The sequence below is a fragment of the Sporomusa sp. genome, assembly GCF_035561255.1.
Classification (GTDB): Bacteria; Bacillota; Negativicutes; order Sporomusales; family Sporomusaceae; genus Sporomusa.
In genome coordinates, this window is record NZ_DATMXX010000382.1 from 1 (window position 1) to 5,981 (window position 5,981).

A 5,981-nucleotide genomic window follows, 5' to 3' on the forward strand; every position below is an offset into this window, starting at 1 on the left:
AGACAGATTTATGTTCTGAATAGCAGTACTAAATTGCATAATCTTCAACAGGTAAAATCCTTTTAAGAAACTGTTTGGTTCTTTCTTCACGCGGGTGAAAAAGAATTTCCGCCGGCGGTCCCTGTTCAACAATCACACCGCCATCAATAAAAATTACCCGGTCGGCAATATCCCGGGCAAAGGATATCTCATGGGTAACGACAATCATCGTCAGGCCTTCCTGGGCTACTTTTTTCATAACCCCCAGAACCTCGCCTACAAGCTCAGGGTCTAAGGCCGAGGTTGGTTCATCAAAAAGAATGACTTCCGGATTCAGGGCCAGCGCCCGGGCAATTCCCACCCGCTGCTGCTGTCCGCCTGACAACTGGCTGGGGTAGGCGTTCCATTTATCAGCCAGGCCAACCTTGGCCAGAATCTGACGGCTGGTTTGCTCTGCTTGCTCCCGGGGAACCTTCCGGGCAATCACCAGCCCTTCCATAATATTTTCCAGGGCAGTTTTATTCTTAAACAGATTATACAGTTGAAAAACCATCGCGGTACTTCTTCTGATTGCCAGTATCTCTTGTTTGGAAACATGGTTGCAATTGACACAGGTGTTGCCAATGGTAATCTCACCGGCATCAGGCTGCGCCAAAAAATTCAGGCACCTTAGCAGTGTGGTCTTACCTGAGCCACTGGGACCAAGAATAACAACAACCTCACCCTTTTCGACCTTCAGATCAATGCCTTTTAATACTTCATGTTTGCCAAACGATTTATGCAAGCCCTTAAGCTCGATCATACTACCCCACCCTTGCCATAAACTCCGACCCTGCCTTCCAGAAAGGCCACCAGGCGCTCGACCAGAATGCACAATAACCAGTAAATAATTGCCGCCGCCACATAGGCCTCCAGGAACTTGTAATTACCGCTGGCCTCATAGAGTGTGGCATTAATAATCTCGACCACTGAAATGAGCGAAGCAATCGCCGACCCCTTAATGAGACCAATGAAATTACTGCCAATTAACGGGATAGCCACAGGCAAGGCTTGGGGGATAATGATTCGCCGCAGCATCTGCCCAGAGGTCATTCCCACCGAGTAGGCGGCCTCATACTGGCCGGCAGCTACTGACTGAAGCGCTGTGCGCATGACCTCGGAGAGATACACGGTGGCATTAATCGACAACCCAACTACAGCAATCAACGTATAGGACAGATCTTTTGATGTTAGGTGCAGCCCCAAGGTTTTTGCAAAAGAATCAATGCTCAAACTGACTGCCAGATAAAGGATGGTTAGTTGGAGAACAAGGGGCACACCCCTCAGAAATATTACAAATACAGTAAATATTTTATCAAAGGGATGTACTTTAAATAACCTGGTTAAAGCAATCCCTGTACCCAGTAATAGTCCAATGATTAGCGGTACGACTGACAGTAACAGCACAACAGGAATATATTTTATGGCTATCCCGATCTCAAAAATTAAAAATGATAAATCAAACTGAAACCCCACGCTCTCACCTGCCCACTACAGCAATTTTGTTATTTACTGCACCTTTTGCACTGGGTATCGTATTGTTGATACCGATTCTTCTCTCCAGCCATTTAAAAAACCGTTCCAGGACAAAACTCAATACAAAGAAAATGATAGCCGCAGCGGTATAGGCCTCCAGCGAGCGATGCGTATTGCTGCTGATGGCCTGAATAATGCCAATCACATCAATTACACCCAGCGTATAGGCCAAAGAGGTATCTTTAAGCAACGACACCACCGTATTACCCAGAGCGGGAATGGCAATCTGGATGGCCTGAGGGGCCACAATACGGTGAAAAGCCTGCCAGCGGTTCATCCCAACCGAGAATGCGGCTTCCATTTGCCCCTTCTCCACCCCGGCAACAGCAGACCTGATAATCTCTGATAAAAAAGCGGCTGAGTTCATAATATAGGTAATCATTACAAATATCAGGGTATCCCAGCGATTGATATTGGCGCCAAATGCCCCTGCGACCAAGGGTGCGCCTATATACACAATAAACAGCAACACGAGTATGGGAATCCCTCTGATAAAAGAAACATAGGCGGTAGCCAGTTGGGATAATACGGGTATTTTATACAACCTGGCAACCGCTATGCCTGTTCCCAGGATCATGCCAAAGAATAGTGCCACAACAACAATTGCGACCGTGATATGCAGCCGGGACAATAATTGCGGAAAACTATCGAGAAATAAACTAAAGAGAAATATATTTTCCATCCTGGTTTAACCCTTCCTTATTTTTTAGGAATATAGTCTCCCCCAAGCCATTGCTGCGACAGTTTCACCAGTGTGCCATCCTCTTTCATGGTTTTTAGAACAGCATCAATATCTTTTTTTAGTTGTGCCCCGGTGGGATCATCCTTGCGATACAGATAATAGGAGTTAGAAAAGCTGATCGGTTCACCTACGGTCTTAATCTTTGCTTTATAGGTAGCACGGTAATCATCAACATTGCGCTGGATATTAACAAAAGCATCGGTCTTGCCTGACTCCAGGTTCTGCAGGGTTATCGTCGTATCTGATGCTGCAAATACTAAATTCAGTTTATTGCCATGTTCCTTGTTCCATTTATCAACAACATATGTTTTATTGGTCGAAGCCTTGCCAACTTCAATTGTTCCGTTAATCTTTGCCAGATCGTCCAGCGTTTTTATATCATTTCTGTCTTCTTTGACCACCAGTTTCAGATCATAGATCGTCACACCCTCATCACCAAACAGAAACTTGGTTTTCCGCTCAGGATTGACTTCAAACTGATGAGCGGCCAGATCTATTTTTCCTGTTTCCAGACTGACCAGGATGGCATTAAAGTCAAATGTTTTAAATTCGAATTCATACTGTGGCAGCTTTTCATTAACTTTTTTGAGAACCTCAATCTCAAAGCCGGTGAGATTGCCCTTTTCATCTAAGAAGCAGTACGGTTTATAAGCGTTGCCGGTACCGATGACGATTTTCTTTTTGGCGGCGGTTGTCGGTGCTGCTGACTGGCAGCCGGCCAATAACAGGGACATCAGCGTAACCATAGCCAGGGCCAGAGCAATAAATTTCGCTTTCATAATAAAACCCCTCCGTTTTTTATTCACTCACTTATCTTGTTGCAGCAGCCGCTTGTGATAAGAATGAGCGGTATACAAAGCAGCCACAGGATTATGGCCAGTCACCCGGTCTTTTACGACCAGGGTGGTAACCAGGGCGTCCGAGTATTTGGTAAATAAAGAATCATGCCCCACACACAGTCCGACAACAACGTTTAAGTCGGTTTTTTGATAGTTTAGGATGCGGGCCTGTAAAATAGGATTACACATTGATTCGTGATTTCCCGGCCTGAGCTTGTGCTCTTCCAGCACACCAATATCGGCTTTATCAACAGACCCTACTTTGCAGATGGCACTATAATAGTCTAAGCCTTTTACCTCCAGGATGTTGGCAAATATTTTGGCTTCTCCAATCAAACCGGCGCAGGTTGCAATACCAATTTTTTTTGCCCCGATCCGGGTGGCAAACTCGATAATTTCTTCTACCCTTGTCTTTTTGCCATAAAATAGCCCTTCTACCTGGGCCGACGCCCTGGCAACGACTGCATCCTGATGATCTCCTTGCAGATATTTTTTGATTTCTTCAATATCGCTGGCAATCGAGTTCCCGTCATTATCTTTCGTGGTTAGGCAAAATCCCGGAAACTGCTGACTCCTGGTTCTACAATTGTAAACACTGCAATCGGTGCAGCTCAAATGTTGTGCGTCTTTTTTTGTACTCATGCTAGATTCCTCCACTATTCATTGTCTGTGTGAAAAATAAAAAGAGGCCGAAGATGTTCTGCACATCCCCGGCCTTCAGTTTTCTGATCAATCAAGTATTCTCTACACTATAAAATTTAATTATATCATTTAAGCAGGTTTGCTTCCCTGGCATAACGTTTGGCCTCATCCAGGTCCTGTTGGGTAAGCATTGAATCCCGCAGTCTGCTAACGCGTTTGCCAATACTGTTATTAAGAAACCGGAAGGTAGCGGACTTCTCCTCCAGTTCATTCTTCATAAACCGGATGCAGCCCTTACATTCACTGTTACTAACAACATGATTCCGGGCATCAATCCCATGCCACCAGGCCAAAAGGCGCATACCCAGCAGCAGAGGTTCCCGTACCAGCCGGAACCACCAGTACCGCTGATAGCACCACCTGGCAAGAAGGTAGGCACAATTCTTGCAAACAATGCGGGATGTCCCGGTTGCTATCATTCATAGCCCTCCCTGCGGCGCTTGTAATAAAAGACCAAGGTTCGTATATCGAACCTTGGCCTTCAGAATATTTCTGATCAGCACATAATCGCTTTATGGACTTGAACGTGTAAGTACCATATTTGTAAGTTATAATAGCATATTACTCCATAGGTGTCAACGTTTAAATTCCTTCGCCGTGGAGTCCGGTAAATTTACCTACCCGGTATTTTTCGGTTCTCTCCACCTGCATAATTTGTCCTGACTGAATTTGGATTGCAACCTTCCCGTACTCCATGCCGCTGACCGATTGTAAAATTCGCGTCCGCAAAGCAGCGCCATCTGCTGCCTTCACTGTAGTTTTGCCGCTGGTTTTTGGCGGATGCTCACAAATCCGGATTTTCTCCAGTTTTTCAATTTGAATTACCTTTGAATCCTGGACTACTAAAGTAAGCGAGCCAAAACTAATATCTCGCACCGCATGTTCAATAAGCTCAAGACCGGCATCAGAGAAGTGCTTGCCTGTACTCATAGGGTCCTGTTTAGTCATTGATATTTCCTCCATTTGGCTCTACTATGCGTGTTTTTTCCTGAATCCATACGCCTCAGACACTTTCCGGCCAATACCCTGAATTTTACCGGTGATGCACCCCCGGCAATGGGCTGGCGTATCATTTATACATATTTTTCCCGGATATAAAAGGTACATTTGCCGGTACTCACCCTCGGTAACATTGGGCATAACCACATTAGCACCACGCTGGAGTGCCAGCACGCGCCCCTGAGGATTGAGTGATTCCATTGCCGTTGTCGCCGGAATATTAATATCAGGCAACAGCAGACGGGTCATGGCCATGACTTTGGTGCTCAGGTCGAACGTACCGCCAGTTTCAGCGGCAAGCGGTGTATCCGGGTTAGGAATAAACGGCCCTACCCCGATCATATCAGCATCCATCTTTTTAAAGAAAAGAATATCGTCAGCCAATGACTCTATTGTTTGGCCTGGAATACCGACCAAACAGCCGGTCCCCAGCTCAAAGCCCAGTTCTTTGATATCCTGCAGACAGCGTACCCGGTTATCCCAGCTCATCCCCGGGTCCAGTTTCTCGTACAGTTCTTTGTCTGTAGTCTCAATGCGGAGCAGATACCGGTCGGCACCGGCCTCCCGGTAGGCTTGGTACACTTCACGGGGCTTTTCACCCACGCTAACCGTTATTGCCAAGCCAAGCTCCTTGATTTTCTTAATGATGGTAACCATCGTAGCAACGTCAAAACATTCGTCTTCGCCAGACTGCAATACTACGGTGCGGTAGCCATATGATTTTGCCTTGCCGGCAAAATCAATAATTGTATCTGTATCCAGCCGGTATCGGTCTACCTTTTTATTATCACGCCGCAGACCACAATACAGGCAGTTTTGTTTACAAATGTTAGAGAATTCAATGAGTCCACGCAGGTGAACCTCATCACCCACATATTCCCGGCGCACCCGGTCGGCAGCAGCAAAAAAATCTGCTTCATATTGATTATCTGTTAACAGCGCAACAATTTCGCACTTTGTAAGTTCATGGGTTATTTCGGCTTTTTTGATTAACGCCTGAATATCGCACACATCAGCCATACTATCAGTGCCTCCCCTATATTCCTCAAAACAGATGTACCCTTTTGAAATTATGATATATGGTTTTTGGACTGACGTCAATAAAAAGAACATAGCCCAAGTAACAAATGTCTATTGACAAATGG

Annotated in this window: 8 protein-coding genes; all 8 read right to left on the reverse strand. The window is 45.7% G+C overall.

Annotated elements, in window-relative coordinates:
- Window positions 1-28: 28 nt before the first annotated feature.
- Window positions 29-781, reverse strand: coding sequence for an amino acid ABC transporter ATP-binding protein (locus VN379_RS21795; protein WP_325537797.1), 753 nt, complete (start codon window positions 779-781; stop codon window positions 29-31).
- Window positions 778-1,494 (reverse strand): amino acid ABC transporter permease, encoded by a 717-nt coding sequence (locus VN379_RS21800; RefSeq protein ID WP_325537799.1) that lies wholly within the window; start codon window positions 1,492-1,494, stop codon window positions 778-780. The genes VN379_RS21795 and VN379_RS21800 overlap by 4 nt, the downstream gene beginning before the upstream one ends.
- 4 nt (window positions 1,495-1,498) lie before the next feature.
- The gene (locus tag VN379_RS21805; protein WP_325537801.1) at window positions 1,499-2,236 is read right to left on the reverse strand and encodes an amino acid ABC transporter permease; all 738 of its coding nucleotides are present in this window, start codon (window positions 2,234-2,236) and stop codon (window positions 1,499-1,501) included.
- A 17-nt stretch (window positions 2,237-2,253) separates the two neighbouring features.
- Window positions 2,254-3,075: a transporter substrate-binding domain-containing protein gene (locus tag VN379_RS21810; protein WP_325537803.1), complete on the reverse strand. Its 822-nt coding sequence runs from the start codon at window positions 3,073-3,075 to the stop codon at window positions 2,254-2,256.
- A gap of 27 nt (window positions 3,076-3,102) precedes the next feature.
- Complete coding sequence (locus VN379_RS21815) at window positions 3,103-3,777, reverse strand: DUF1847 domain-containing protein (protein WP_325537804.1); 675 nt, start codon at window positions 3,775-3,777, stop codon at window positions 3,103-3,105.
- Window positions 3,778-3,902: 125 nt separating this feature from the next.
- Window positions 3,903-4,256 carry a nitroreductase gene (locus VN379_RS21820; RefSeq protein WP_325537806.1) on the reverse strand — a complete coding sequence of 118 codons (354 nt, stop codon included), beginning with the start codon at window positions 4,254-4,256 and terminating at the stop codon, window positions 3,903-3,905.
- Between the two features lie 163 nt (window positions 4,257-4,419).
- Window positions 4,420-4,785, reverse strand: coding sequence for a YezD family protein (locus VN379_RS21825; RefSeq protein WP_325537807.1), 366 nt, complete (start codon window positions 4,783-4,785; stop codon window positions 4,420-4,422).
- A gap of 24 nt (window positions 4,786-4,809) precedes the next feature.
- The gene (hydE, locus tag VN379_RS21830) at window positions 4,810-5,856 is read right to left on the reverse strand and encodes a [FeFe] hydrogenase H-cluster radical SAM maturase HydE (protein ID WP_325537809.1); all 1,047 of its coding nucleotides are present in this window, start codon (window positions 5,854-5,856) and stop codon (window positions 4,810-4,812) included.
- Window positions 5,857-5,981: the final 125 nt, after the last annotated feature.

Coding starts and splice junctions, on each gene's coding strand:
- VN379_RS21795 (WP_325537797.1), bottom strand. CDS start 781: ATGATCGAGCTTAAGGGCTTGCATAAATCGTTTGGCAAACATGAAGTA.
- VN379_RS21805 (WP_325537801.1), bottom strand. CDS start 2,236: ATGGAAAATATATTTCTCTTTAGTTTATTTCTCGATAGTTTTCCGCAA.
- VN379_RS21810 (WP_325537803.1), bottom strand. CDS start 3,075: ATGAAAGCGAAATTTATTGCTCTGGCCCTGGCTATGGTTACGCTGATG.
- VN379_RS21815 (WP_325537804.1), bottom strand. CDS start 3,777: ATGAGTACAAAAAAAGACGCACAACATTTGAGCTGCACCGATTGCAGT.
- VN379_RS21820 (WP_325537806.1), bottom strand. CDS start 4,256: ATGATAGCAACCGGGACATCCCGCATTGTTTGCAAGAATTGTGCCTAC.
- VN379_RS21825 (WP_325537807.1), bottom strand. CDS start 4,785: ATGACTAAACAGGACCCTATGAGTACAGGCAAGCACTTCTCTGATGCC.
- hydE (WP_325537809.1), bottom strand. CDS start 5,856: ATGGCTGATGTGTGCGATATTCAGGCGTTAATCAAAAAAGCCGAAATA.